Consider the following 25519-nt stretch of genomic DNA (forward strand, 5'->3'; position numbering starts at 1 on the left):
AATTAAATTGTTGAATTTATTGAGTACGTAAAATACCCTCCTATTTGGAGGGTATTTTTTTGGCTAAACAATATAGTCTTCCGCGATATCCAATTGCCATTGATGGTATTCAAGTCAATCACTGTAAAAATCCGTTATGCGCGAATTTTGGTGTATTACCCAGCGAGGATCGAAAGGGTGAGAGGAAACGTACATCGATTGGTGGATACAAAATCATAGGCAATAAAGAACTTGCACGCTTCATCTATTGCAAAGTCTGCACAAAACATACAGCGATGCGAAGTAACCGTGCTATAGCACAAGAACTCTTACGTTTTAGTCCTAGCCTACTGAGGCTCAATAAAGCTGCTTGCCCTAACGAGCAATGCAAAGCATTCGGAACACCTTGGTCAGAACATAAGACTGACTACTACCTGCACGGCAAAACCTCTAGTGGCGAGCCTCGATTTCGATGCAGACACTGTGGCTCAACATTTTCTGCAGGGGTACCTGTTCGTCGACAGCGCCGGCCTGAACTCAATGCTGAAGTCTATAAACTCCTAGTCAACAAAGTACCGATGCGTCGCATATGCGAAGTTCTAGATATAAACCCCGCAACCCTTTACAACAAGCTCAGTTACCTGGACCATATCGCAACCGAATTTGCTGAAAAGCAAGAACTCAAGTTGATCAATTCGGGCTGTTTCGCAAAACGAGCCTACGTAAGTGTCGATCGCCAAGATCATGTGTTGAATTGGGGGACACAGTTGGATCGGCGCAACATCATGCTAGGCGTATTAGGCGCTGTCGAAAATATCAGCGGGTATGCCCTCGCGCTGCAGCTAAATTTCGATTCCAGTCTAGATGCTAGAGAAGTCGAGGCAGATGCGATCAACCGTGGTGATTACGACCTTCCTCTACCACATCGTCATTACGCTCGCGTGTGGCTGGAACGTGAATATGATGCCTCTAAGAATTCAGAGTCAGATACAGAAGCAGAGGAAATGTCTGAGCTCGATTTCAAGCTTCCTCACTCAGGTATGCAGGTCCATGTTCAATATACTCAGTTGGCCTTGTTTTATCACTTGAGATCGTTGTTGGGAGGGTTTGAGAAATTGCGGTTCTTCCTCGACAGCGATCAAGGTATGGATTCGGCCTGCTTGTCCGCTTTTGTGGATAAAGTGAAATCGCGCGATGTCGATGTCTTTATCATTCGTGGTGCCAAGACGCTGACGATGTCGCAGAAAAAAACCATGATTTCTCGTGCCAATAAGGAATTGGAACGCTACGCTGCCGATATCAAAGTGTCACATAATGTCGATATAAAGCAGCTATATCTGATTTCACACATTGAGGCTCACCGGTTGGCCGGTAACAAGGGCCCATTCCGCTATCCGTTCGCCGACATGGCAGAGCCAGAAAAGACAATCCAACACCTGACCGATTTCGGAGACTATGAGATCGACCATTTGGCCAGACTTTATCGAAGAGCCAGTCTGCGTGGCGTGGACCGGTTCTTCATGCAAGTACGGAGGCGAATATCGCTTTTGGAACGCCCGATTGCTACGGCAAACAGTGTAGGGCGTTCATGGCACGGTTATTCAGCATATAGCCCATTGGTAGTAGAACGGGTTCTGCGACTGTTCCGTGTCCATTACAACTTTTGCCAGGTAGGTGAAGACAAGAGAACGCCCGCGATGAGGTTGGGATTGTTAGATTCGCCTGTGTCCTTGCAGGACTTGGCGAATGGCTCTAGAGGGTAGCTGACAGATATTTTTTGGCTATATCAGGTGACTTGAGTTCGATTCTGCGCTTGGCGTCTTCAGTAACGTCCAATCGGTATAGGTAGATGAAGTAGGCTGCCATACATTCACGCATGGGTATCTCCCATACCCAATGGCCGCCCTTCTTGGTCATTCCATACTCCTGTGCAACCACTTCTGCTTGGGTCTTCGTGAGGTTCTTCTTAGGGATTACCTCGAGTGTGACGATTTTTTCCCACTCAGAATCGACAAGGTTCGCCGGCAAAATTCCTTTGGTCATGGGCTTGGCCGAAAGCACTCGCTGCAATACCAAATCCACGAAATCGGCCCGCTCTTCGTCATAAGCCCGGGCATGCCAGCGAGTACCCCCAAAGACGAGGGCATGAGGCCAAATCTTACGTGGACGTGGTTCGTCCGAATTCATCGATTGGTAGGTGATCGACAACCCCTTTTTCGATGAGATCGCTCGTGTGATGCTGTTCAGTATTTCCGGCTTTAGCAAGCCTTTAGGTTGTGAGACCGCATCAGCAGCCACTACTCCCGTCGGCAGCGGTAGGGCCGCATGATTCTGCTCAGCATGCATACGTAGCATGGACAGGTATTCCTCAGCAGAACCTTTACCGATATAAGGTTTGAACCGTTTGCTGGGCCGATACGTGCGGTATGACTCATCGTATTGAAGGTTTCCTGGAAAGACCTCCTTATATAAACGGAAGTCCTTGGTCACGTGGTTTTCGCTAACTTGGAACGTCTCCGATACACGTGCGCGATCCACCGCGCCTTCCCAATAGGCAACGGATTCAATGAAAGTCAGACGTTGCTTTTGAGCAAAGCTGATCTTGTCGATTTGAGTAGCGAGTTCCATAGATTGTGTAACTTATTATGATTAGGATAATCGTATTAATCACACTAATCAATATAATTGCTTTCTATCATTATGCATGATATATTCGAGGCATCATGAGCGAGATAATGGGCATCACTGATCACTGGTTGCAGCGGCTGGGTTACCATGCGGCCCCAGGTGTATTGCATCGCTCGGTTGGGGATGTGAGGGCTGACCATCCGTATGCCCGGGAGATGACCTTGATGCTTCGGCAGGACGGCGATATTCGCTCTTCTGCGGTATTTGAGGTGGATCACGTCCCCGCGGTTTGTTTCGTCGAAGCTGGAAACGGAATCTCCCCTAACGTCATCGACGAGATACGTCAGAAGATATGGAACCAGAACCTGGTTTCGATCGTGATTGTCCTTGAAGACGAAAATGCTACGGCGTATCCGGCTCCACGCAATCTCACGAAGCCAATAAAACTGACCGCCTCCGATGTTGGACGCGATAACCCACTGTGCGCGAACAGCATCACATCCGGAGCAATCTTCAGTGAGTTGCCTGATTGGTTTGAACGCCGCTATCGAATCGACCGTGTACTCCAGGACAACCTGTCGGCGGTCGTTGAACTGCTTGTCGACGAAGGACTCACAAAAGAACAAGCCCAATTGCTTCTTGGAAAGTGCATCTTCGTTTCTTATCTTGAGCATCGGGAGATTGTCGGCAACAGGTACCGAGAGCATCATCAATTTAGTACGCTGCTCGAACTGTTGAAAAGTAGCGACGGTCAAGGTCTGGACAAGTTGTTCAGGCAGCTTAAGCGCGATTTCAATGGGGACTTGCTCGAAATCGAAGGCGGGGCCAACATCGATTGGAAAAGTCTTCGCCATAATATCCTCGACCTCCTTACCCAATTCCTGTTGCAAACGCATATCCGTCAAGGACAACAGTCCTTATGGCCATATGATTTCAAGCACATCCCCGTCGAACTCATTTCAGGCATTTACGAGTCCTTCTTAGGGTTTCAGCAACGAGATAGTGGTGCTTTCTATACCCCACGCCACCTCGCCTATCTGGCTGTGGATGAGGCATTTAGGGGTATTGCTGAGCCATGGAAAGAGGTAGTACTAGACGGTGCTTGCGGCTCGGGAATCCTGCTGACCAGTGCCTATCGGCGAATACTTGGTGCCAAACAATCCATGCAAGAAAAGGCATTGAGCTATTCCCAACGGTGCGAAATCCTCTTGTCGAGTGTGCGCGGTAGCGACATTTCGATTGCAGCTTGTAAGGTCACGGTCTTCAGCCTATACCTCGCCTTGCTCGAGGATTTGGCCCCAGCCGACATCTTGCAGCTGCAAGAAGACCAGAAGGTAAAGTTGCCGGAATTAATCGGCAGCATCATCGCCAAGGAAAATACCGGTGATTTCTTTTCCCCTCACAATCAGGTAGCTCAACCAGGCATTGCTTCGATCGTCATATCGAATCCACCTTGGTTCGAGCCTAGCGACCAAGAGCGCAAGTCTTATGAACACTGGTGGACAGAGCGCTTCGGACAAGCACTGCCACGGAGGCAAATAGCATTGGCCTTTGCTCGTCGTGCCACTGATTTACTTAGACCGGGAGGAAGACTTTGTCTTATCTTGCCAGCTTCTACTTTAGCTGCTTCCGGTGCCAACGAATATCTACGGGGCTGGTTCAAAGAGCTTGCACCAGAGCGCATCTATAATCTATCCGACTTACGCAGTCTGCTATTTGAAGGTGCCATTCACCCAGCGACAATCGTTACAGGGGTTCGCCGTCCTACAGAAACGTCAGGTTCGATCCCGATGAGGGAGTGTTTCGACTATTTCGTCCCAAAAGCAGACGTCAGCTTTGCATTCGGTCGTCTGACCGTTCACAGCGCTGACCGCAAACGATTACCTACCCATACGGTTTGTGATGATGTGGAAGTGCTGCGTACATATTTCTGGGGTAATGAGCTCGACGAGTCCCTCATCGCAAGACTTCGCATCTTTGGTACCCTGGCTAATCACGGCTTCGGCGAAAACGGCCGGTTCATATTCTGCAAGGGGTTCCACATGACCGACCGGTCCAAGCAACCCAAGACCAGTGAACCGCTTAAAGCATACCCCTTTCTGGATACAAGCTTCGGCAACAATGCCTATCCTAAGAATCGCTATTTCGTAACTAATGATGATTTAACTGGTTTTCCTGCGTCCATCATGGACGTCGCAGATTATGGATCCAAGTCCGGCCAGGCATTCGATGGGGTAAGAGTAATCTTTCCGGATGGAGCCGATCAGAACACGCTGGAGGTTCGCGCATGCTACACGGATACTCCATGCTGCTTCACACAATCCGTCGGAGCAATCGTTGATCGCAAAAACGATAAGGATCTGATGAAGTTCCTGACAGCCTACCTGCGATCCAAGCTGGCGAGCTATTTACTGTTCTATACGACATTTTCGCTATCAATGGAACGGCCACATGTGAAGATGCGCGAAATCGAAAGCTTGCCTTTCTTGATGCCATCGAAACATGAGTCGCCAGAGAAGGCCAACAACATAATCCATAAGGTTGTTCACCTATTAGATGGCCATAAGGAGGGATACCTTTCGAATAACAAGGACTGGCAAGGTGCGCGAGCAATCATCGATGATCTCATATTTGATTATTTTGGCTTGAATGAGAATGAACGCCAGGTGGTAAGGGACACGTGCCAGTATTACATTCCAAGTAGACAACCTAATACGTTCGCTGCGCTGAGCCGTCCATTGCATCAAAAGCCTCAGCAAGGAGATTTGAAGGATTACACCCGCGTCCTGCACAACGAGCTCGAGGTATGGCGTGATCGGCTGTCAGGTGAAGGTACGTTCACGGTGAAGATGGCAGAGCCAAGTATGAGAAGACCCGACTCCATGGGAATCATACGCATTAGTTTGGAAAGCGAGTCAAAGCGATCCAATGCATTCGATCGAGTCTTTGATGATCTGCTAATCGAACTTCAGGATGACAATCTTTACCCTGTTGCTGGAGAGAATGCTGCCACAGTGGCATCAGATTTCCTGGTTTACTACAAACCAGACTATTACCTAGTGAAACCGATGCTGAAACGTCTGTGGCTAAGTACTGCTGCAGTCCATGATGCTTACCGGATAGTGCAGACGGTACGCAGGGCACCTAGGGGCTAATCATTATGTCGACCCCATCCCGTTATAGTGGAATTCTGACCGGTGATGAGTGGGATGTTGCTTTCGGTCGCAAAGACAATGTTCATATCGTAATTGAGTTCATCCAATCCCATTGGTCTGATCTTTTGGCGCATCCTGTACCGGATCTCGATCCTAAGGAATCCGAACCGAAAATAACAAAATTTTTCGCGCTTTCATTACGCAAGAATGCTCGTACCTTCGGCATCACAGGATACTTTGCCATTGAAGATCCTGTAGCCGTGATCAATGATATGAAGTTGGAATCCAAAGGCAGGACCGATATCACCTATGTAAGCGATAGGCTCGAACCCCCATTGAACGTTGTCCTGGAATTCAAGAAGCTCAAGTCTAAGCCAGGTGCAAATACTAGTCGCCTGGAATATTTCAAGAATGGGGTATTACGTTTCGTGAATGGAATCTATGGACGGGACGCGGATATAGGCTTCATGGTTGGCTTAATAGCCTCCAAAGCAGACAAGCCGGAAATTCTAAGTGGCCTGCAACATGGGATCCAGAACCCTGACATGCAAAAGACACTCAAGATGATTAAGGATGGCAGCGGGAAAACGGTAGTGGTACCTGGAGCCAAGTTTACTACGTGCCACTTCGAGACGGCTCATGGTCGTGACCATGTCCCAGGATGTAAGGACGTATTACTTGGTCATTTCATGTTGTGCCATGGACCTTGAGGTTTAGTTAGACCTAATCCACTCAAATTCAAATCGACCGGTATTTTCACCAACCCCAACCATCACGAAAAGCGCATGCGGATAACCTAACTCCCTGCGGTAACCAAGTCCCCTGTAATGACCTTTGTATGGCTTCCGGAGCGAAAGCGTTCAAGCACGACATCCCGAAAGCAGAAGTACGTTTTTGGATACTGGCCCCTTTTGTCAGTGGAAGCATAACTTTGTCCCAAAGTCAGCTATATGCTTCCAATCTGTGGCACCGGCATTTTCTGATAATCATCATTTCAAGTCTTTAGGGGTTCCTAGGCATCACCTGATGAGATTGTCTTTTCTCATTATGGAGCTTAAAATCGTGGCTAGGGGATTCAGCAGCCTCCCCGTTTAAGACGTTTACGTCCAAGGTCTGCTCCAATAAGGGTAGGAATACCCAAAAGGAGAGTTCGTGGACGTCACTCGCAACACCCAGCTTCAGTCGGAAGCAACGCAAGCACCTCAATCGATCACCCTTGGACAAGCCTTCTGGTATTGGCTCAAGCTTGGTTTTATCAGTTTCGGCGGCCCCGCAGGGCAGATCGCCATCATGCATCAGGACTTGGTTGAAAAGAAACGCTGGATTTCCGAGAAGCGATTCCTCCATGCATTGAACTATTGCATGGTGCTACCTGGCCCAGAGGCTCAGCAGCTTGCCACCTACATTGGCTGGCTCATGCATCGCACTTGGGGTGGGATTATTGCAGGCGGATTGTTCGTACTGCCATCCTTTTTCATTCTAGTGGGTCTAGCATGGATATACATGGCATACGGCTCTGTCCCTGCTGTGGCGGGAGCACTTTATGGCATCAAGCCGGCAGTGGTTGCGATCGTGCTGTTTGCCGCTTACAGGATTGGCTCGCGGGCTCTTAAAAACAGGGTGCTATGGTCAATCGCCGCACTCGCATTCTTCGCGATCTTTGCCTTGAAACTAGCATTCCCGTTGATCGTGCTGGGAGCGGCTTTGATCGGTTATTTGGGCGGCCTGTACCAGCCCGAGTATTTCCGGGCCGGCGGCGGCCATGGGGCTGCAAAGGTCGATTACGGACCGGCCATCATTGATGATGAAACGCCCACGCCTCAACATGCACTATTCACATGGGCACATTTCTGGCGTGTTGCCGGGATTGGCTTAGGCATCTGGGTAGCAGCCATGGTGATCTTGACAGTTGCCTATGGGTGGCATGGAGCCTTCACACAGATGGGCTGGTTCTTTACCAAGGCGGCCTTGCTCACCTTTGGCGGGGCTTATGCCGTACTGCCGTATGTCTATCAGGGCGCCGTCGAACACTACCACTGGTTAACACCTATCCAGATGATCGATGGGCTGGCACTGGGCGAAACCACCCCCGGCCCGCTGATTATGGTGGTGACCTTCGTCGGTTTCGTCGGTGGCTGGGTAAGCCAAGTGTTCGGAACTGATGCCATCGTGTCCTCGGCGTTCGTGGCTGCAGCCATCGTGACTTTCTTCACGTTCTTGCCGAGCTTTGTCTTCATTCTACTAGGTGGCCCTTTCATCGAAACCACGCACGGCAACCTTAAGTTCACGGCGCCGCTGACAGCAATCACTGCAGCCGTGGTCGGTGTTATCGTCAATTTGGCGGTGTTCTTTGCTTATCATGTGTTCTGGCCGCACGGCCTTGCGGAGCGTATCGAATGGGCGGCCGTAGTGCTGGCAGTAGCCGCAATGGTCGCGATATTCCGGTTCAAAGCAGGTGTGATACCTGTCATCTTATGTAGCGGATTGGCAGGTATGGTTTGGAAGCTATTCGCATGATCATGAAATCTGCAACAACGTTATTAACGATATTGACTGCATTGCCGACTCACCCCGTTTGCGCGGCCGAACAATTCCACCGTCTTAGAGCAGCCGAGATTCGTTCAATTGTTATTGGCAAAACCATTACAGACGAAGCCCATTGGGCTGACAAGTTCCTCGAAGGAGGCATCCTAGGAGGGCATCAGCTTGGCCGCACTCAAACTGGCAGCTGGGAGCTGTCCAAGAGCGGAGAAGTCTGTGTCATGCGTAAGGTTTCGATAGTTGAATCGGATTGCTTCGAAATCTGGCTAAACCGGAATCAGGTGCAATATCGGAATGGAAGCATCCTACTGTCTGAAGGGGTGCTTCGAGATGAGTGATCAAGGAGATAAATCATGAAATGGGTAACACGTGAGCGGCCAAAAATTGACAGAATCGCCTGTCCTTGGCTTATCGTCCGTTTCATCGACAAGGAGGCCCAGTTTCTGTATGTGCCAAGTAGCGAGGTGCCGAACGTGGCAGAAGAAACCGGTGCCATTCCTTACGACATTCCCGGCGTGGAGTTTTCGCATGTTGGTGAACTATGCAGCTTCGATGCGTTCTTGAAGAAGTATGGCTTGACCGACCCGGCACTGCAACAGCTGGCAGCGATAATTCGCGGCGCGGATACCTCTCGCCTCGACCTTACGCCGCAGTCGGCCGGACTCTATGCCATCTCGCTGGGCTTATCGCAAACCTTTGCCGATGACCACGAAATGCTGGCCCATGGGATGGTCATGTATGACGCACTTTATGCCTGGTGTAAGCATTGCCAGGCCGAAACACACAACTGGCCACCCCAAGTGGGCTGAGGGATATTATGATGAATACGCTATTACGGCTTGCTGCAGCAGGTGCTCTTTCGATTGCACTGAATCAACCGGCAACTGCGGCAGATAATCCAGGCATCGACATTGCCGCCATCGAGCAAACTACCGGCCTGAAAGGCAAATACTCAAAAGAAGAGAACGTTTTCAAGATCAGCAAGCCACGAACTGACGTCAAGGTTGAGGTGGATCAATGGCAATTGCCGCCATTCATGGGGCTCACATCCTGGGCAGCTTTTACCCCCGTCCATAATCACGTGATGATGATGGGCGACACGGTAGTTTTCGAAGATGAGGTCAACCCTGCCATGGACGCGGCTTTCGAAGCAGGCCTCGAAGTGACCGCGCTTCATAATCATTTTTTCTTCGATAAGCCCAAGGTCTATTTCATGCATATCGGCGGCATGGGAAGTGAAGAACAGTTGGCAAAAGGGGTAAGAAATGTCTATGACAGGATCGCGGCATTCCGTAAGGAGCATCCGGAACCACAACAGCAGTTTCTGGGAAACATACCATCAACCAGCAGCATTTCTGCCGAACCATTGGAACGTATACTCGGCTTGAAAGGTGAATCCAAGGATGGCATGTGGAAGATGTCTGTCGGCCGCACATCCAGTATGCATGGCGTCAAAATTGGTAATGCCATGGGGGTTAACACCTGGGCTGCCTTTGCTGGAACCGATGACCAAGCAGTAGTTGATGGCGACTTCGCCATGCTAAAAGATGAAATGCAGCCGATTTTGAAAACAATGCGCGCTGGCGGTATCAATATTGTCGCCATCCATCAGCACATGACGGAAGACGACCCCCATTACTTCTTCATGCACTATTGGGGCAAAGGCAAGGCGGAGGATTTAGCAAAGGTCATCAAACAAGCTTTAGACAAGCAGTCCAAATAGTCCATCGCAGGTAATGAACCTGCATGGCTATTGCCGGGTCTGACTCATCAATGTTAATCTCGCACGCACAATGCTCGTATCCTTCAAAAACCTTGTATCTGTCATTCTGATCATGGCATTAGCCGTGAGTGGTTTAGGTTGGGTATCGAGCGCAGCTGTGGCCCATGATCTAGACCATACACATTTCGTTCAATCTACTCACGGTCATGACCATGACTATTCTCATGACCATGACGGCGATTTACAACATGAAGATGAAGATGGGGCGTTGCATCAATATGTCCATGCTATCCAGCACGCCCAGTCAGGTTATTTTGCACAAACCCTGAGCTTGCCTATTCTTGTGCAAGCCCACGAGTTTATCCCCTCCGGTTCGGTTTTCGTTCCTGAATCCCGACCCGATCTGTTGCTTCGACCTCCTCGAATTATCTAGCGCATAGGTCTCTAAGAGGCCTTTTAGTGCAAGCGTTCTCAGGGTTCCCTGGACGCTTGTCCGCTATCGATTCATCGCATGTTATCAATGCGAGAGGACGTCATCATGAAACAATCTATTCTACGTTCGCGCCCGCTATGCGCATTGTGGTTCATATGGTTCGCTGCTATTGGACAGGCGGCTGAGTACTCGGTCGGCGCGCTTGCCGATGCAGCAGACACCATTACCCTTGAACAGGCAGTTCGGCTGACATTGGAACGCAATCCAGAGTTAGTCATCGCCAATCAGGAGACCAAAGCTTTGGAAGGTCTCACCCAGCAAGCAGGCCTCATACGGAATCCCCAACTTAATCTCGAATCAGAAGATATTGGCGCAGACCGGGGCTTGGGACGTGAGCGCTTTACTACGGTACGCCTGAGCCAAGTCTTCGAGCTAGGTGGTAAACGCCAAGCAAGAGTCATAGCCGGAACCCTCGCTCAGGAAGTAGCAAGCCAGGAAGCCGAAGCCAAACGGCTTGAGCTGCTAGGCCGGGTCTCGAATGCCTATATCGAGGTATTGATGGGGCAGCGCAGGCTGGAGTTGGCAAATGAAGGTATGCAATTGGCCAGCATGGTGGTCGATACTGCGAGAAAGCGGGTACAGGCCGGAAAAGTCCCCCCTGTCGAGGAGACCAAGGCACGCATTGCCGCGGCATCAGCTGAAATCGAATTCAAACAGGCAGAACGGGAGCTGGTGGCGGCTCGTAAACGGCTGGCTTTGCTATGGCGGGATGATGTACCGCAATTCATCAAAGCTTTAGGTAGCTTGGAGACTATGGTCGCATTGCCAGATCTCGATACTGCCATTCATAATGCCCAACTGAATCCCCTGCTCTTGCGATCGCAAAAATTCCGCGAACAGCGGGAAGCAATGCTTGAACTTGAGAAGAAACGCCGCATTCCTGATGTGCAATTGAGTGCAGGTTACCGACGATTCTCCCAATCCGACGATAATGCTGCCGTACTGGGCGTCAGCATTCCTATCCCCGTGTTCGACCGCAACCAGGGCAATGTCCAGGCTGCCTATGAGCGTTTGCAGCAATCAGAGGCAGAAGCCACTTCTGTAGATCTTCGCATAAAGTCGGAAATTTCCAGCGTCTATGAATCCCTGCAAGCAGCTCAGATGGAATCAGAGACCCTACGAACCACCATCCTTCCCGCCGCCAAGGATGCATTCCAGGTCGCCCGCCGAGGATATGAACTAGGCAGATTCGGGTTTCTTGAGGTGCTGGACGCCCAGCGCACGCTTTTTCAGAACCAGATTCTCTACCTGAGAGCCCTTGGCAATTACCAGAAGCTCGTCAACGAGCTGGAACGCCTCATGGCGACGCCTTTGCCCGACCGTTTGGCAGCCGTACAAGAATAAAGGAAGCTTCATGAAAAACCGACAACTACCATTCATCATCGCCATTTTGATTGTGAGTGTTCTACTGGGCTATCTGATTATCCGACAAGACCAGCCAAGCAAAACCCATAGTCATGAGGCCGGATATACCCATGATACTGAGCATCACGAGGCTGCTGAGCCCGCCAAAGGCCCTCATGGTGGCAAGTATTTCAGCCAGGGTGACTTCGCAGTAGAGGTCACCATATTTGAAACCGGTATACCACCCCAATTCCGCGTATATACCTACGAGAATGGCAAACTCATTCGCGACGCTTCCACTAGCGTCGATATCGAGCTTAGTCGGCTGGGCCGACCGGTGCAGGCTTTCAAATTCAAGCGTGAGGCCGATTACTATGTTGGCAACCAGGTGGTGGTGGAGCCACATTCGTTCGATGTGACCATCAATGTCAGCCACAAAGGCAAGCCCTATCACTGGCAATATAGCCAGGTCGAGGCCCGTGTAGAGATGTCTGATGAAGTACTGGCTAGCAGCGGTATCAAGCTAGAAAAGGCAGGCCCAGCGATCATCACGACTTCAGTCAAGCTACCGGGTGAAGTCGCTTTCAATGCAGACCGTATCGTTCATGTCGTTCCCCGTGTCTCGGGCTTAGTGGCCGTGGTCAAGGTGTCCGCAGGACAGCAAGTCAATAAGGGGGATCTACTTGCTATCGTTGAAAGCCAGCGTCTTGCAGAGATGCGCAGTGAATTGCACGCGGCAGAAAAACGCCTGGGTCTGGCGAAGACCACGCTGGAACGGGAACGTAAGCTCTGGGAAGAAAAGATCACCGCGGAACAGGATTACTTGGCAGCACGTCAGGCACATGTCGAGGCAGATATTGCACGTAATCTCGCTGCTGAGAAACTCTCTACCTTAGGAGTGCGCGGTTATAGCAGACAGAATACTGCGCAATACGAGGTGCGCGCGCCTATCGCTGGTCTTGTAGTAGATAAAAAGATCGCCAGCGGCCAAACCGTGCAGGATCAGCAAGAGATCTTCACACTGGCGGACATCGGTACTGTCTGGGTAAACGCGACCGTCTATCCCAAGGACATCAATGCGGTAAAGATCGGTAGCCTGGCAAAGGTGAGAGCATCCGCTTCCGATACAGAAGGTGAAGGCACTGTCGAATTCATCGGTGCATTTATGGGGGAACAGACCAGGACCGCTACCGCGCGGCTGACATTAGACAATACCCATGGGCAATGGCGCCCCGGCATGTTTGTCGATGTGATACTGACACAAGATTCCACCGAAGTGCCAGTCGCAGTGAAGGCTGAAGCATTGCAGACGATCCGTGATTGGACCGTGGTGTTCGGACGTTATGGACGCTATTTCGAAGCCAGACCAATTGAATTGGGCCGGTCCGATGGGCAGATGGTGGAAGTTTTGAGCGGACTCTCTGCTGGAGAAGTCTACGCAGCCACTAACAGCTTTGCCATCAAAGCTGACATCGGCAAGTCAGGAGCGACCCATGACCACTAGACCGCAAGCGCCCGATAAGTCCGGTACGTTCGAACGTATCCTGGACTTTTCCATACGCCATCGGTGGCTGGTCATGCTGGCCGTCTTGGCGATGACCTTGGTCGGAGCTTATAGCTACAAACTGCTATCGATCGATGCCGTTCCCGATATTACCAATGTACAGGTGCAGATCAACACCGAAGCCAAAGGCTATAGTCCGGTCGAGGTAGAGCAACGCATTACTTTCCCCATCGAGACCGTCATGGCCGGGTTACCCAAACTCGAATACACGCGTTCAATCTCGCGTTATGGCCTATCTCAAGTAACAGTTATCTTCAAAGATGGCACCGATATCTATTTCGCCAGGCAACTCGTCAACGAACGCATCCAGGAAGTACGCGATCGATTGCCAGCTCAGGCAATCCCACGTATGGGACCGATATCGACGGGACTAGGGGAAATCGTCATGTGGACGGTAGAGGCTGACCCCAATGCTAAGAAAGCGGATGGGACGGCTTACACCTCCATGGACCTGCGTGAAGTCCAAGATTGGGTCATCAAGCCCCAGCTGCGCACCGTAAAAGGCGTCACTGAGATCAATTCGGTAGGCGGCTATATCAAACAATTCCACGTTACGCCTTATTCGGAAAAGCTTCTGGCTTACGGACTTGACCTGCAGGACGTCATCCATGCATTGGAACGTAACAACTTGAACGTGGGTGCAGGCTACATCGAGCGCAGCGGTGAGCAGTATCTGGTTCGGGTGCCAGGTCAGGTTACCGATACAGACGCAATCGCGCAGATCACCGTCGGGACGCATCAAGGTGTACCAATTCGCATCAAGGATGTGGCCGATATCCTGATCGGCAAGGAATTACGGAATGGTGCCGCTACCCAGAACGGGCAGGAAGTCGTGCTGGGCACGGCATTCCTGCTGGTCGGGGAAAATAGCCATAGCGTATCCAAGGCGGTAGAACGGAAAATTGGCGAAATCCGCCCTTCGCTGCCCGAAGGAGTCTTGATCAACATCGCATATAACCGATCAAATCTGGTCAACAAAGTCATTGATACCGTTGCAACCAACCTGTTGGAAGGCGCGGTACTAGTGATCGTGGTGCTATTCCTGATGCTGGGCAATATGCGTGCTGCACTTATTACAGCCATGGTGATTCCCCTGGCCATGCTCTTCACCTTCTCAGGGATGATAGCGAACAAGGTCAGCGCTAATCTCATGAGCTTGGGCGCGCTGGACTTCGGCATCATCGTCGATGGTGCCATTGTCATTGTCGAGAATTGCTACCGCAGGTTGGGGGAAGAGCGCAACAGGCTAGGACGACAGCTCAGCTTAGACGAAAAACTGACTGTCGTATTCGACGGGACACACGAGGTGCGTCGCGCCTTGCTCTATGGCCAGTTGATCATCATGGCCGTCTATATCCCTGTATTTTCGCTCTCTGGCGTTGAAGGCAAGATGTTTCACCCCATGGCTTATACCGTTGTCATCGCTCTGTTGGGGGCAGCTATCCTCTCGATTACCTTCATTCCAGCCGCTATCGCGCTTTTTCTGCAGCCGGAAGAAACAACTCATCAACATACAGGTTTCTCCTGGCTCCAAGAACGCTACCAACACCTCTTGTTATCCACCCTTGAAGCTCCTGCGATAGCGCTGACAATCACCGCTGCGGCTATCGCTCTATCACTGTTACTGGCTACGAGATTGGGTAGCGAATTTATTCCTAGCCTGAATGAAGGGGATATCGCCATGCATGCACTACGGATTCCCGGCACTAGTCTCAGCACGGCGATTGAAATGCAGAATGCACTGGAGAGAACTGTAAAGGAGTTTCCTGAGGTTGATCGGGTGTTCTCAAAAATCGGCACAGCCGAAATTGCCACGGATCCCGTGCCGCCTAGCGTGGCAGATACTTACATCATCCTCAAACCACAGGATCAATGGACGGGAAGCTACCGGTCCAAAGCAGAGCTGGTCAATGCCATGGAACAAGCAGTGCAAAAGGTACCTGGCAATAATTATGAGTTCACGCAGCCTATCCAGATGCGCTTCAATGAGCTTCTTTCTGGGGTCCGGGCAGATGTCGCGATCAAGGTATTTGGCGATGACATGGATGTTCTGGTAGCTAACGGCAAGCAGATCGAGCAGCTCCTTAAAACCGTATCGGGGGCCGCAGATGTCAAAGCAGAACAGCTAACTGGACTGCCCGTCCTAACCATCACGCCCGACCGATCCAAGATCGCTCGCTATGGCATCATGATGGCTGATGTGCAAGACGCCATCAGCACAGCAATAGGTGGTCGTGGCGCAGGCCTTGTTTTTGAGGGCGACCGTCGCTTCGAGATTCAAGTACGCATGCCTGAGTCCGTGCGTAACGAGCTTGAGGCCATCAAGCGCATCCCGATCAAAGTATCTTCTAATGAAACTGCTTTTATAACCCTGGCAGAAATTGCCTCTGTGGAAGTCGTGCAAGGCCCCAATCAGGTGGGGCGCGAGAATGGCAAACGACGAATGGTGGTGACTGCGAACGTTCGGAACAGGGACATCGGCTCTTTCGTGAGCGAAGCTCAATCAGTAGTTCGCGACAACATCAAACTGCCCACAGGCTACTGGATCAGCTGGGGCGGACAATTCGAGCAGCTTACATCTGCAACGCAACGACTATATATCGCGGTGCCGGCAGCACTTTTGATCGTATTGATATTGTTATATGCCTTATTCGGAAATTTCCGGGACGGTCTGATCGTATTCAGCGGTGTACCGTTTGCCCTCACCGGCGGCGTATTGGCCTTGTGGTTACGAGACCTGCCCTTCTCAATCTCAGCTGGGGTGGGTTTTATTGCGTTGTCTGGAGTCGCTGTTCTGAATGGATTGGTAATGGTTACTTTCATTAGGACTCTGTGGAATGAAGGGCGTACATTGAAAGAAGCGATAATAGAAGGCGCTATTTATCGTTTCCGCCCAGTGGTAATGACTGCGTTAGTTGCAGCCATTGGTTTTTTGCCCATGGCTTTAGCAACCTCTACCGGAGCTGAAGTTCAAAGGCCTTTGGCAACCGTGGTGATCGGAGGCATTGTTTCTTCTTCCTTGTTGACCTTATTGATACTCCCACTTTTGTATCTTTACTACTTTCGGCAAACTGAGCGGATCAGAAGAACTTGAATCAAATTGAAACTCCTCTACAAGCCCATCCGTGTCCTAGAGAAGGTAGGACGCGCTTATGGGTGCAAGTAAACTTATGGAAGCATAAATCTGGCTATTGAGATTACATATTTGGAGACAGCATTATGGTTCCGAAATTATTAAAAAGACACATTTATGCTTCCAAATGATCTATTACGCCAGTTGTCATACGCTGGAGTTTCAAGATAACCCGTCGAGATTATGCTTCTCGGCATCTATTATGTTATGCCTCTTCTCATACCTTTGCTTTAGAGACTCACTCCGAAGAAATCGGCCAAGTGATCCATCGTTTCCTCGACCAATACGTACCTCGCTAAACGGTGCATTTCACACACTTATAACCCTAAAAGTAAAAAGCCACACGATTTCGTGTGGCTTTTTACTTTCAACAATTTAGTTGAACGGCTCGGCACCAAGCCTGGCTTTTTATTTCACACGGATTACTTATTACTCTCCCACACCGAGCGCCTTGCGCACCTTCAGCGCATCTTCCAGCACTTGCCCGCTCTCTTCACCAATCACGGTGAAGTGCCCCATCTTACGGCCAGGGCGCGCCTCATGCTTGCCATACAGGTGCATTTTCAGGCCAGGCTCGGTAAAGGCAAGCTGCCAGGCGGGAGCTTCGCCATTTTTCCAGATATCGCCCAGTAGATTCACCATCACCGCAAGGCTGTGCTGGCGCGCATCACCCAGCGGCAAACCGGCCAAAGCGCGTACTTGCTGCTCGAACTGGTTGGTCACACAGGCATCAATGGTGTAATGCCCCGAGTTATGCGGCCTTGGCGCCATTTCATTGACGAGCAGCTTGCCTTCGCTGACAAAGAACTCCACACCCAGCACACCGATATAATTGAGCTTTTGCGCGACCTCGATCGCCATGGCACGCGCTTGCTCACGAATGGCGGCATCACCGCGCGCCGGCGCAATGCTGATATCAAGAATGCCGTTCAAGTGGGCATTTTCCGCCACGGGGAATGCGGCCACATTGCCATCCGCATCGCGGGCCAATACCAATGAAACCTCATAATCCAGCTTGAGCATGCGTTCCAGCACACAGATTTCCGCGCCGAATTTTTCAAAGGCAGCACGCGCTTCCTCCGCCGTCGCAACTCTAGCCTGGCCTTTGCCGTCATAGCCAAAACGCGCGACCTTGAGGATGGCGGGATACAAACCGCTATCTGCCCCAGGAATATCCGCCGCCTGCTCGATCACGACATAAGGGGCTACCGGCAGGCCAGAATCGCGGAAGAAGTTTTTTTCGGCGACACGATTCTGGGCAATCGCTACCGCAGTGGCTGCCGGGCGCACAGTGCGAGATTGCGCCAGAAACTGCAGCGTAGCCGCCGGGACGTTCTCGAATTCGGTGGTAATCGCTGCGCATTGCTCCGCCATGCTGCGCAAGGCGGCCTCATCATCATAGGCCGCGCACAGATGTACATCGGCTATCTTGCCTGCCGGACTGTTGCGATCCGGGTCCAGCACCGCTACCTTGTAGCCCATCTCATGGGCTGCAATGACAAAAAAGCGGCCCAGCTGGCCGCCGCCCAGCATCCCCAGCACGGCTGGAGGCAGAATGGTATTCGCACTACTCACGCAATACTCCTTGGTTTCTTCAATATAGGCCTGATCAGGGTTGATCAGCCAAAGACATATCCAGCACACGCGCAGTCTGCGCCGCGCGGAAATCTGCTAACTTCTGTGCCAGCTTGATATCCGTGGTAGCCAGTATCGCTGTAGCGAACAAGCCTGCATTCGCCGCACCAGCTTCGCCGATGGCAAAAGTAGCGACTGGAATACCCTTGGGCATCTGCACGATGGAGAGCAGAGAATCCTGTCCTTGCAAATGACGCGAGGGCACCGGCACTCCCAGCACCGGCAAGGTGGTCTTGGCAGCGACCATGCCCGGCAAATGTGCCGCGCCGCCGGCACCGGCGATAATCACCTTGATCCCACGCTCAGCCGCAGCCTCGGCAAACTCGAACATCAGATCGGGCGTGCGATGCGCGGATACTACCCGCGCCTCGTAGGCAACACCAAAATCTGCCAGCATTTGTGCCGCAGCACGCATCACCGGCCAGTCGCTATCGGACCCCATAATGATGCCAACCAATGGTTTGGACATATTTTTCCTTACACCAATACCAGGTTATCACGATGAATCAACTCAGCTTCCTCGACATAACCCAGAATACGTTCAATTTCATGGCTAGGCGCGCGCAGGATACGTGCTGTCTCCAGCGCACTATAATTGACCAAGCCACGCGCAATTTCCACACCGGTAGCATTGACGCAGGCGACCACCTCGCCGCGTTCGAATGCGCCTTCCACCTTCACCACACCAATCGGCAGCAGGCTTTTGCCGCCCTGCAACAAGGCATGAACCGCGCCGTCATCCAGCACAACCCTGCCCGCCAGGCGCAGATGATCCGCCAGCCACTGCTTGCGCGCCAAAGTCTTGACCTGCGGCGCCTGCAAATGAGTGCCAACAGCCTCACCCTGCGCCAGCCTCACCAGCACATCTGGCTCACGGCCAGAGGCGATGATGGTATGCGCGCCGCTGCGGGCGGCACGCTTGGCGGCCAGTATCTTGGTCAGCATACCGCCACTGCCAATAGCAGTGCCTGCGCCGCCCGCCATTTTCTCCAACGCAGGATTGCCTGCGGCTTCGTATTGGATGAATACGGCATCAGGGTGCTTGCGCGGATCGGCGGAATACAGGCCGGGCTGATCGGTCAGGATGACCAAGGCGTCGGCCTCGATCAAGTTGGCGACCAGCGAACCCAGGGTATCGTTATCCCCAAAGCGGATTTCATCGGTCACCACAGTGTCGTTTTCATTGATGACGGGAATAACGCCAAAATCGAGCAGGCTACGCAAGGTGCTGCGCGCATTGAGATAGCGCTTCCGGTCCGCAAGGTCGGCATGCGTCAGCAGGATTTGCGCGGTATGCAGTCCGTGCGAGGCAAAACAGCTCTCATACATCTGCACCAGTCCCATTTGCCCGACCGCAGCCGCAGCCTGCAATTCATTGATGGCGACCGGACGCTTTTTCCAGCCCAGGCGCTGCATGCCTTCCGCCACCGCCCCGCTGGACACCAGCACTACTTGTTTTCCCGATTTAACCAGGCTGGCAATCTGGCTGGCCCAGGCTGCAATTGCCTGTTTATCCAGCCCGGCGCCATTGTTGGTCACCAGACTGGAGCCAACCTTGACCACCAGGCATTGGGCATTCAATAACAAAGAGCTCATGGACGCGGCTCGACCTGCTCACTGGCAGCCAGTTCTTCTGCCTGGGTGGCCTCCACATGCTCCATGATGGCGTAGGTCAATTCGCGGCAGCCCTTGCCGGTCAGCGCGGAAATGGCGAAATACGGGCCTTCCCAGCCCAATGCCTTAACGAAGGATTCGACCTGCTCCTCGCTGTTTTCCAGCATATCGACCTTATTCAGCACCAGCCAACGCGGCTTGTTGTACAGCTCTTCGTCGTACTTGCGCAGCTCCTCAACGATGGCAACAGCTTCGCGCACAGGATCAACCGCCTCATCAAACGGCGCAAGGTCCACAAGATGCAATAACAATCGAGTACGTGACAGATGGCGCAGGAATTGATGGCCCAGCCCCGCACCCTCAGCTGCGCCTTCAATCAATCCTGGCACATCGGCAATCACAAAACTGCGGTTGGCATCAACGCGCACCACACCGAGATTGGGATGCAGGGTGGTGAAAGGATAATCCGCCACCTTGGGCTTGGCTGCGGAAACGGAGCGAATGAAGGTGGATTTGCCCGCATTCGGCATGCCAAGCAGGCCAACATCTGCCAGCACCTTGAGTTCAAGATATAGCTCGAATTCCTCACCTGCATCGCCCTTGGTGCATTGACGCGGCGCACGGTTGACGCTGGACTTGAAATGGATATTCCCCAGGCCGCCATTCCCGCCCTTGGCTACCATGACTTTCTGGCCATGCTCGGCCAGATCAGTCAGTATTTGCCCCGTCGCTTTATCGCTGATGACGGTACCGACCGGCACGCGCAGCACCATGTCGTCGCCACCTGCGCCATACTGGTCGGAGCCACGGCCATTTTCGCCGCGTTGCGCGCGGAACACGCGGGTATAGCGGTAATCCACCAGGGTATTGATATTGCGGTCAGCAATCATATAGATCGAACCGCCACGACCACCATCCCCACCATTGGGTCCGCCCATGGCCTCATATTTTTCACGGCGGAATGTGGCAACACCATTGCCGCCATCTCCGGCGTATACTTTGATCGTAGCTTCGTCTATAAACTTCATGATCGCTATCTGAAAGATGAATCTGTTAAAGCAGTCAGTGTAGTGTCGTGCTCCTGTTGGCACAACATGACCCATCGCTGCCTGAAATAAAAAAGCCCTATCTCAGCGATAGGGCTTTTTCTGAATCATGCCAGATTTAAGCTGGGATGATGCTGACCAGCTTGCGGCCCAGAGCGCCTTTCACAGAGAAAGCCACCTTGCCGTCAACCTTGGCAAACAAGGTGTGATCCTTGCCAATGCCAACGTTTTCACCTGGGTGCATCTTGGTACCGCGCTGACGCACGATGATGCTGCCAGCAGAAACAAACTGGTCGCCAAATGCCTTAACACCCAGTCGCTGTGCGTTTGAGTCGCGACCGTTACGGGAACTACCGCCTGCTTTTTTGTGTGCCATTCTTCATTACTCCTTACTTAGCAGCAATCTTTTCGATCTGGATTTCAGTAAAACTCTGGCGATGGCCCTGAGTCTTACGATAGTGCTTGCGGCGGCGCATCTTGAAGATCAGCACCTTGTCGGCGCGGCCGTGGGCAACAACCTTGGCCTGTACGCTTGCACCTTGAACCAGAGGGGAGCCGATAGTAGTGTTTTCACCATCAGAAACCAACAATACCTTGTCGAGCGTGATTTCGCTGCCGACGTCGCCCGCCAACTTTTCTACCTTAAGCTTGTCACCAGCGGCTACGCGATATTGTTTGCCACCAGTTTTGATAACTGCATACATGGTTATGCCTCGTTTGCTACGCATTCAAATGAATCGGGCATTATACGGAAAATCACGAGGAAAGCAAATGCAATTACCAGCTAAATACATGCCCTGCGCCATGACTATTTTCCAGATATTACATCTGCTATATACCGGCACTGTTTCCTCTGTTGCGTATGCTAGAATTCCGGGACTTATTTTTGGCAGCCAGACGTGTCCCTAGCTTTTATTCAATCGTGCATCGCAGAAGACATGCAAAAGGTCGATGCGGTGATTCGCAAATCCTTGCATTCCGATGTGATCCTGATCAACCAGGTTGCCGAGTATATCGTCAACAGTGGCGGCAAGCGATTGAGGCCGGCGCTGGTGCTGCTTTCCGCAGGCGCTTTCGGCAGGATAAATGCGCAACATCACGATCTGGCAGCCGTGATCGAGCTGATCCACACCTCCACCTTGCTGCATGACGATGTGGTGGACGAATCCTCCTTACGCCGCGGCAAGGCTACAGCCAACACCCTGTTTGGCAACGCGGCCAGCGTGCTGGTGGGTGATTTCATCTATTCCCGTACCTTCCAGATGATGGTCAGTCTTCAGAACATGCGCGTCATGGAAGTGCTCTCCGAGACCACCAACACCATCGCCGAAGGCGAAGTGCTGCAATTGCTCAACGTGCATGACGCCGACATCACCGAGCAGGCTTACCTGAAAGTGATCCATTACAAGACTGCGAAGCTGTTCGAGGCCGCCACCCGGCTGGGAGCGATCATCTGCGGGGCCACTGCACATGACGAGACCGCCATGGCGGAATACGGCATGCGCCTTGGCACAGCCTTTCAATTAATCGACGATGTGCTGGACCTGAGTGGCGACAGTAGCGAGATCGGCAAGAACCTGGGAGATGACCTCGCCGAGGGTAAGCCTACCTTGCCGTTGCTATATGCCATGCGCCAGGGCAGCGAAACCCAGCGCAACATCATTCGCCAGGCCATTGAGCAAGGTGGCCTGGATGAACTGCCCTCAGTAATCTCCGCAGTGCATGCCACCAGCGCTTTAGATTATGCGCGCGAAGTCGCCAGAAAAGAGGCAGAGGCAGGTTGCCAGGCAATCGCCCACCTGCAGGATTCGATGTATAAACAGGCGTTGCTGCAGCTGGCAGATTTTGCCGTCAGCCGCAGCTTTTGAGCCCCCCCCCCTTAATTCAGGGTGATCAAGTCGCCGCTTTCGACGTGATAATAGCTCAAGTGAGCGCAATCACTGGTTCTGGTGGTCAGCGAGCCGTCAAACAACGATTCCCCGTCCACATCCACGGTTGCATAACCGTTGTGGTATAGCGTTACTTCAGCCTGCCGCCGCCCATGGCGCATGGCAAAGCTCATGTAGTTTTCATCCTCAGATTCGTCATACAACTCCCAATCGGCCTTGCCCGTCAGCTGTTCCAGCCAGCCAGGCAAATCCACCTCGACGCGGCAGACAACTGCGGCATCCCATGCTTCATGAGCTCCGGTATTCATCATATGCGTTCCTTTCAGTTAGTGACGATCATCCATACAACTACTAACTGGCGACGTTTCGGCCAAATTCAAGTCCTGCGCTGATTGTCCGCAACACGGTTGCCATACTGAGTATAACGGTGAGATGATGCGGAAAGTTTACTCCCCTGCCCATTCTATGCCTGATTTTATTTCCACATTCCTGGACGTCCTGAAAGAAAGTCCTGCATTTTTCATCACCTGCTCGGTCTTGCTGGGCCTCATGGTGGGCAGCTTCCTCAATGTAGTGATTCACCGCCTGCCGCAGATGATGGAGCTGGACTGGCAAGCGGAACGGCTTGAGGCAGAAGGCAAACCCCTGCCCGAGCAGTCTCGATACAATCTCGTCACACCGCGCTCCTGCTGCCCCAATTGCCAGCACGCAATCACTGCACTGGAGAATATCCCCATCATCAGTTATCTGGCCCTGGGGGGCAAATGCAGCCAATGCAAAACCGCCATCAGCCTTCGCTACCCCATGGTGGAGCTACTGACCGCAGCCCTTGTTGGACTGGCAAGCTGGCATTTCGGCTATTCCAGCCTTGCGGTAGCAAGCTGGCTCATCATCTTTGCACTGGTTGCCCTGACCTTCATCGATCTCGACACACATTTGCTGCCCGATGACATCACCCTGCCTCTGCTTTGGGCCGGCTTGCTGTTCAACCTCAACCACGGCTTTACAGATATCGCATCAGCCGTCATTGGCGCAGCGGCAGGTTACCTCGTACTTTGGTCAGTATATTGGCTGTTCAAGCTGGTTACTGGCAAGGAAGGCATGGGCTATGGCGATTTCAAACTACTGGCTGCGCTAGGCGCCTGGTTCGGCTGGCAATTGCTCCCTGCTGTCATCCTGCTATCATCCGTCGCTGGCTCCATTATCGGGATAGCTTTAATAGTATTCAGCAAACACAGACGCGAAATACCTATCCCGTTTGGCCCATATCTGGCCTTGGGAGGAGTGGCGGCTCTATTTTTTGGTAATCAACTCTCGCAACTATATCTAGGAGGCTGATCAATGTATGTGGTTGGACTGACTGGCGGTATTGGCGCCGGCAAAAGCGAAGCAGCAAGAATCTTCAGTGAGATAGGCGTGCCTGTCGTGGATGTTGATGTCATCTCCCGCCGTCTGACCGGCATTGGCCAGCCGCTGGTTGCCAAGATCGCCCATGCCTTCGGCAAGGAATATGTCACCGTAGATGGCGCCATGGACCGGGAAAAAATCCGCGAGCGCATCTTTTCCAGCGACGCCGACCGCAGGCTGCTGGAATCCATACTGCACCCAGTCATCCACAGCGAAGCCTTGCGCGAGCTGGAAAGCTATCATCGCGCGCCTTACCAGATTCTCGCCATCCCTTTGTTCTTTGAATCAAACCGTTACGAAGGTATCGTCAACCGCACCTTGCTGATCGATTGCGACAAAGACTTGCAGGTCAGCCGCGTCGTCAATCGCAACGGCTTTACCGAGAAAATGGTACGTTCCATCATTGCTACACAAGCTTCGCGTAGTTTCCGCCGCGCACTGGCCAACGATATCATTGATAACAATGGCACAATTGAGGAACTGGAGCAAAACGTCCATCGCATGCATGAAAAATTCATTAAGACTTGCGCAGTTAGCGAATAAATCTGATAATCCACAACAACTTTAACCTCCTATTCGGATCCGTTTCGAGAAGCCCGTGCCAAGTTACGATTACCCTTTTAATGAACGCATCCGTACCCTGTTGCGTTTGGAGGACCTGTTTATCAAGGTTCTGCACAACATTGAGGGGGAGCACGAGTTTACTCACCACAGCGCCCTGTTTTCCATTTTCCAGATTCTGGACATCATTGAGCGCGCCGAGCTCAAAATGGACTTGCTACAGGAGCTGGACCGGCAAAAAATGGTCATGAACAACCTGCGCGGCAACCCGTCGATTCAAGAGCAGGTGCTGGATGATCTGGTAAGCGATATTGAGAGCGCGGCCCATCCCCTGCGCAACACGCCGGGCAAGCTGGGACAAAGCCTGCGCGATAATGAATGGCTGATGAGCATCAAGCAACGCTCAGTGATCCCTGGCGGCGTTTGTGAGTTCGATCTGCCGTCCTACCATTACTGGCTGGGCCTGAGCAACGAGCGCCGCAGGCAGGATATCCAGACATGGATAAGCCCGCTGATGCCGTTATACAATGCCATCCGTATTATCCTGCACATCCTGCGTGGCAGCGGCGCCACCACCAGCATGACTGCCATCAACGGTTCTTACCAGCAGATGCTGGGAGGTGCGAAACCGGCCCAGATGCTGCGAGTGGAAATCAGCGACGAGGTTCCCTGTTTTCCCGAAGTCAGCGCGAACAAATATGCCATCAATATCCGCTTCAACAGCCTGGACAATGCCCAGCGGCCACGCCCTTGCGACCACGACATTCATTTCTCCCTGACGCTGTGCAACCTGTAAGCAAGAAAAAA

23 protein-coding genes are annotated in these 25519 nt (G+C 52.2%); 15 read left to right on the forward strand and 8 right to left on the reverse strand.

All coding sequences use genetic code 11. The features are described from left to right. Window positions 1-59: 59 nt before the first annotated feature. Window positions 60-1742, forward strand: a complete 1683-nt coding sequence (locus V7Z75_RS09580; RefSeq protein WP_334108397.1) for a hypothetical protein — start codon at window positions 60-62, stop codon at window positions 1740-1742. On the opposite strand, the gene V7Z75_RS09585 is transcribed toward V7Z75_RS09580, so the two are convergent. Beyond that, window positions 1732-2607, reverse strand: a complete 876-nt coding sequence (locus V7Z75_RS09585; protein ID WP_334108398.1) for a WYL domain-containing protein — start codon at window positions 2605-2607, stop codon at window positions 1732-1734. The genes V7Z75_RS09580 and V7Z75_RS09585 overlap by 11 nt on opposite strands. 95 nt (window positions 2608-2702) lie before the next feature. On the opposite strand from V7Z75_RS09585, the gene V7Z75_RS09590 reads away from it, so the two are divergent. The 10 genes from V7Z75_RS09590 to V7Z75_RS09635 all read left to right on the forward strand — a co-directional run bounded on the left by V7Z75_RS09590 (window position 2703) and on the right by V7Z75_RS09635 (window position 16521). Then, window positions 2703-5762: an N-6 DNA methylase gene (locus V7Z75_RS09590; RefSeq protein ID WP_334108399.1), complete on the forward strand. Its 3060-nt coding sequence runs from the start codon at window positions 2703-2705 to the stop codon at window positions 5760-5762. Window positions 5763-5767: 5 nt separating this feature from the next. After that, a complete protein-coding gene (locus V7Z75_RS09595) occupies window positions 5768-6472 on the forward strand; it encodes a hypothetical protein (protein WP_334108400.1) in 705 nt (234 codons plus the stop codon). A gap of 442 nt (window positions 6473-6914) precedes the next feature. Next, window positions 6915-8279 (forward strand): chromate efflux transporter, encoded by a 1365-nt coding sequence (gene chrA / locus V7Z75_RS09600; RefSeq protein ID WP_334108401.1) that lies wholly within the window; start codon window positions 6915-6917, stop codon window positions 8277-8279. Beyond that, complete coding sequence (locus V7Z75_RS09605; protein WP_334108402.1) at window positions 8276-8641, forward strand: hypothetical protein; 366 nt, start codon at window positions 8276-8278, stop codon at window positions 8639-8641. Before chrA ends, V7Z75_RS09605 begins: the two co-directional genes overlap by 4 nt. A gap of 15 nt (window positions 8642-8656) precedes the next feature. Continuing rightward, window positions 8657-9112 (forward strand): chromate resistance protein ChrB domain-containing protein, encoded by a 456-nt coding sequence (locus tag V7Z75_RS09610; RefSeq protein WP_334108403.1) that lies wholly within the window; start codon window positions 8657-8659, stop codon window positions 9110-9112. 8 nt (window positions 9113-9120) lie between these two features. Continuing rightward, window positions 9121-10026: a DUF1259 domain-containing protein gene (locus V7Z75_RS09615; protein ID WP_334108404.1), complete on the forward strand. Its 906-nt coding sequence runs from the start codon at window positions 9121-9123 to the stop codon at window positions 10024-10026. 112 nt (window positions 10027-10138) lie between these two features. Next, window positions 10139-10459, forward strand: coding sequence for a hypothetical protein (locus V7Z75_RS09620; protein WP_334108405.1), 321 nt, complete (start codon window positions 10139-10141; stop codon window positions 10457-10459). A 105-nt stretch (window positions 10460-10564) separates the two neighbouring features. Continuing rightward, window positions 10565-11863, forward strand: a complete 1299-nt coding sequence (locus tag V7Z75_RS09625) for a TolC family protein (RefSeq protein ID WP_334108406.1) — start codon at window positions 10565-10567, stop codon at window positions 11861-11863. Window positions 11864-11873: 10 nt separating this feature from the next. Beyond that, the gene (locus V7Z75_RS09630; RefSeq protein ID WP_334108407.1) at window positions 11874-13367 is read left to right on the forward strand and encodes an efflux RND transporter periplasmic adaptor subunit; all 1494 of its coding nucleotides are present in this window, start codon (window positions 11874-11876) and stop codon (window positions 13365-13367) included. Then, window positions 13357-16521 (forward strand): efflux RND transporter permease subunit, encoded by a 3165-nt coding sequence (locus V7Z75_RS09635; RefSeq protein ID WP_334108408.1) that lies wholly within the window; start codon window positions 13357-13359, stop codon window positions 16519-16521. The genes V7Z75_RS09630 and V7Z75_RS09635 overlap by 11 nt, the downstream gene beginning before the upstream one ends. Window positions 16522-16989: 468 nt before the next feature. Here V7Z75_RS09635 and V7Z75_RS09640 read toward each other — a convergent pair whose 3' ends face one another. The 6 genes from V7Z75_RS09640 to rplU form a co-directional block, all read right to left on the reverse strand. Further along, window positions 16990-18135: a 5-(carboxyamino)imidazole ribonucleotide synthase gene (locus V7Z75_RS09640; protein ID WP_334108409.1), complete on the reverse strand. Its 1146-nt coding sequence runs from the start codon at window positions 18133-18135 to the stop codon at window positions 16990-16992. Between the two features lie 34 nt (window positions 18136-18169). Further along, window positions 18170-18664, reverse strand: coding sequence for a 5-(carboxyamino)imidazole ribonucleotide mutase (gene purE, locus V7Z75_RS09645; protein WP_334108410.1), 495 nt, complete (start codon window positions 18662-18664; stop codon window positions 18170-18172). A gap of 8 nt (window positions 18665-18672) precedes the next feature. Next, window positions 18673-19791, reverse strand: a complete 1119-nt coding sequence (proB, locus tag V7Z75_RS09650; protein WP_334108411.1) for a glutamate 5-kinase — start codon at window positions 19789-19791, stop codon at window positions 18673-18675. Next, a complete protein-coding gene (gene cgtA / locus V7Z75_RS09655; protein ID WP_334108412.1) occupies window positions 19788-20837 on the reverse strand; it encodes an Obg family GTPase CgtA in 1050 nt (349 codons plus the stop codon). Before cgtA ends, proB begins: the two co-directional genes overlap by 4 nt. Before the next feature lie 136 nt (window positions 20838-20973). Next, window positions 20974-21231, reverse strand: coding sequence for a 50S ribosomal protein L27 (gene rpmA / locus V7Z75_RS09660; RefSeq protein WP_011480439.1), 258 nt, complete (start codon window positions 21229-21231; stop codon window positions 20974-20976). Between the two features lie 13 nt (window positions 21232-21244). Further along, window positions 21245-21559 carry a 50S ribosomal protein L21 gene (gene rplU / locus V7Z75_RS09665; protein WP_334108413.1) on the reverse strand — a complete coding sequence of 105 codons (315 nt, stop codon included), beginning with the start codon at window positions 21557-21559 and terminating at the stop codon, window positions 21245-21247. 234 nt (window positions 21560-21793) lie between these two features. Here rplU and V7Z75_RS09670 point away from each other — a divergent pair, with 234 nt between their 5' ends. Beyond that, window positions 21794-22723 carry a polyprenyl synthetase family protein gene (locus tag V7Z75_RS09670; protein WP_334108414.1) on the forward strand — a complete coding sequence of 310 codons (930 nt, stop codon included), beginning with the start codon at window positions 21794-21796 and terminating at the stop codon, window positions 22721-22723. 11 nt (window positions 22724-22734) lie between these two features. Here V7Z75_RS09670 and V7Z75_RS09675 read toward each other — a convergent pair whose 3' ends face one another. Further along, window positions 22735-23055, reverse strand: coding sequence for a hypothetical protein (locus V7Z75_RS09675; protein ID WP_334108415.1), 321 nt, complete (start codon window positions 23053-23055; stop codon window positions 22735-22737). Window positions 23056-23209: 154 nt separating this feature from the next. Between V7Z75_RS09675 and V7Z75_RS09680 the strand changes: the two genes are divergently transcribed. From V7Z75_RS09680 to zapD, 3 genes are read left to right on the forward strand one after another with little or no spacing between them, the layout of a single operon-like run. Then, the gene (locus tag V7Z75_RS09680) at window positions 23210-24082 is read left to right on the forward strand and encodes a prepilin peptidase (RefSeq protein ID WP_334108416.1); all 873 of its coding nucleotides are present in this window, start codon (window positions 23210-23212) and stop codon (window positions 24080-24082) included. 3 nt (window positions 24083-24085) lie between these two features. Next, entirely contained in the window at window positions 24086-24694 is a 609-nt protein-coding gene (coaE, locus tag V7Z75_RS09685) for a dephospho-CoA kinase (RefSeq protein ID WP_334108417.1), read from the forward strand. A gap of 55 nt (window positions 24695-24749) precedes the next feature. Then, a complete protein-coding gene (gene zapD, locus V7Z75_RS09690; protein ID WP_334108418.1) occupies window positions 24750-25508 on the forward strand; it encodes a cell division protein ZapD in 759 nt (252 codons plus the stop codon). Window positions 25509-25519: the final 11 nt, after the last annotated feature.

This window comes from Methylobacillus sp. (assembly GCF_036844465.1).
Taxonomy (GTDB): domain Bacteria; phylum Pseudomonadota; class Gammaproteobacteria; order Burkholderiales; family Methylophilaceae; genus Methylobacillus.